The sequence below is a fragment of the Agromyces humi genome, from assembly GCF_009720255.1.
In the GTDB taxonomy this organism is placed as follows: Bacteria; Actinomycetota; Actinomycetes; order Actinomycetales; family Microbacteriaceae; genus Agromyces; species Agromyces humi.
The window spans coordinates 1-2,028 of the sequence record NZ_WJSP02000534.1 but is presented as its reverse complement, the minus strand read 5'-3'; the positions used below and the strand labels follow the sequence as shown (position 1 = coordinate 2,028).

3 protein-coding genes are annotated in these 2,028 nt (G+C 72.6%); all 3 read left to right on the top strand.

Going from position 1 to position 2,028, the window contains the following annotated elements; all coding sequences use genetic code 11:
* Positions 1-1,117, top strand: a 1,117-nt coding sequence (locus GH736_RS21895) for an L-serine ammonia-lyase (RefSeq protein ID WP_159607058.1), incomplete at its 5' end; no start/stop codon positions are given.
* Positions 1,118-1,200: 83 nt separating this feature from the next.
* A complete protein-coding gene (locus GH736_RS21890; RefSeq protein ID WP_159607056.1) occupies positions 1,201-1,398 on the top strand; it encodes a hypothetical protein in 198 nt (65 codons plus the stop codon).
* A 70-nt stretch (positions 1,399-1,468) separates the two neighbouring features.
* A partial coding sequence (locus GH736_RS21885) for a sulfurtransferase (RefSeq protein ID WP_268891262.1) occupies positions 1,469-2,028 on the top strand: 560 nt, incomplete at its 3' end.

The window sequence follows — 2,028 nt, the reverse complement described above, 5'->3', positions numbered from 1 at the left end:
CGGCGCGTGGACCCGCCTCGGCGACGACGGCGGCGAGGTGCTGCTCGCCGGGCGGCAGCCGATCACGATGTCGCGCGGCGACGTGAGCCTCGAGCCGCGCACCCGGCTTCCCGGGCATCCGAACGCGATGACGCTGCAGGCCTGGGACGAGGACGAGCCGCTCCCGCTCCTCGAGGAGACGTACTACTCCGTCGGCGGCGGCTTCATCCGGCGCGACGGCGACGCGCCCGAGGAGTCCGAGGCGCTGCGGCATCCGCTGCCCTACGACAACGCCGACCAGCTGCTCGCGCTCTGCGAGGAGCACGGGGTCTCGTTCTGCGACGTCGCCCGGTACAACGAGGTCTCGGTGCACGGCGAGCAGGGCATCGACGCCGGGCTCGACGCGATCTGGGCGGCGATGGCCGAGTGCGTCGAGCACGGACTCGCCGCGGAGGGCACGCTGCCGGGCGGGCTCGGCGTGAAGCGTCGCGCACCCGAGGTGCGCCGCCGTCTCGAGGAGTACGACCGCGACGAGCACCTGCGCGACACGTCCACCGAGTGGCTGCACGCCTTCGCGCTCGCGGTCAACGAGGAGAACGCCTCGGGCGGGCGCGTCGTGACCGCGCCGACGAACGGCGCCGCGGGCATCATCCCCGCGGTCGGCCACTACTACCTGCGCTTCGTGCCCGGTGCGGATGCCGCGGGCATCCGTCGCTACCTGCTCACCGCCGCGGCGATCGCGAGCCTCGTGAAGAAGAACGCCTCCATCTCGGGCGCCGAGGGCGGCTGCCAGGCCGAAGTCGGCTCGGCGTGCGCGATGGCCGCCGGAGCGCTCTGCGCCGTGCTCGGCGGCACCCCGCGCCAGATCGAGAACGCCGCCGAGATCGCGATGGAGCACCACCTGGGCCTGACGTGCGACCCGGTCGCCGGACTCGTGCAGGTGCCGTGCATCGAGCGGAACGCCATCGCATCGTCCACCGCCGTCTCCGCGGCTCGGCTCGCCCTGCACGGCGACGGCACGCACCTCGTGTCCCTGGACACCGTGATCGAGACCATGCGCCAGACCGGCATCGACATGATGACGAAGTACAAGGAGACGAGCGAGGGCGGCCTCGCGGTGAACGTCATCGAGTGCTGACCTCACGACCGTGCACCTGGGCGCGGCCGTGGCCCCCGATCGGGACTCTCGCGCGACGCGCGCCGCTCTGACAATCTGACGTGATGGACACCCCCAGCCCCGTCACGCCCGAACTGTTCGCGGGCCTCGGCCTCATCGGCCTCGTCATCGGCCTCGTCGTCTACCTCGCGGTCCTCGCGCTCATGCTGTGGATCGGCTACCTCATCATCAAGGCGGCCGTGCGCAACGGCCTCCGCGAGCACACGCTGTGGCTCGAGAGCCGCAGGGGCCCGCTGCGCTGACGCCCGTCGACGGTTACGGCCTGTTGCGCCATCCGCCCGGCGCGCGACCTGCCGCGACTAGCGTGTCGGCATGCCGGTCCTCGATCTCCCAGCAGAACTCGTCACCGCCGACTGGCTCGCCGATCGTCTCGGCGACCCCCGCCTCATCGCACTCGACGCGAGCGTGCTCGGCGTCGACTCCCCGGCCGGATTCCACTGGCTCAGCGGCCTCGACGAGTACCTGATCACCGGTCACGTGCCCGGTGCGGTCTTCGCCGACCTCCTCGAGGAGTTCTCCGACCCCGCCGGGCCGTTCTCGTTCACCAGGCCGGATGCCGCGCGGCTCGAGCGCGTCGCCCGGGAGCTCGGCATCGACGACGACGTCACGGTCGTGATCTACGACACGTCGCTCGGCCAGTGGGCGGCCCGGCTGTGGTGGCTGCTCCGCTCCGCGGGTGTCGCGCGGGTCGCCGTGCTCGACGGCGGACTGCGTCGCTGGACGGCGGAGGGACACCGGCTCGAGACGGGATACGAGGCGCCGCGCACCGCCGGGCCGCTGACGCTGTCGCCCGAGGACGCGTTCTGGGCCGACCGCGACGAGGTGCGAGCCGTCGTCGAGGGCCGGGCCGAGGCGGCACTCGTCTGCGCGTC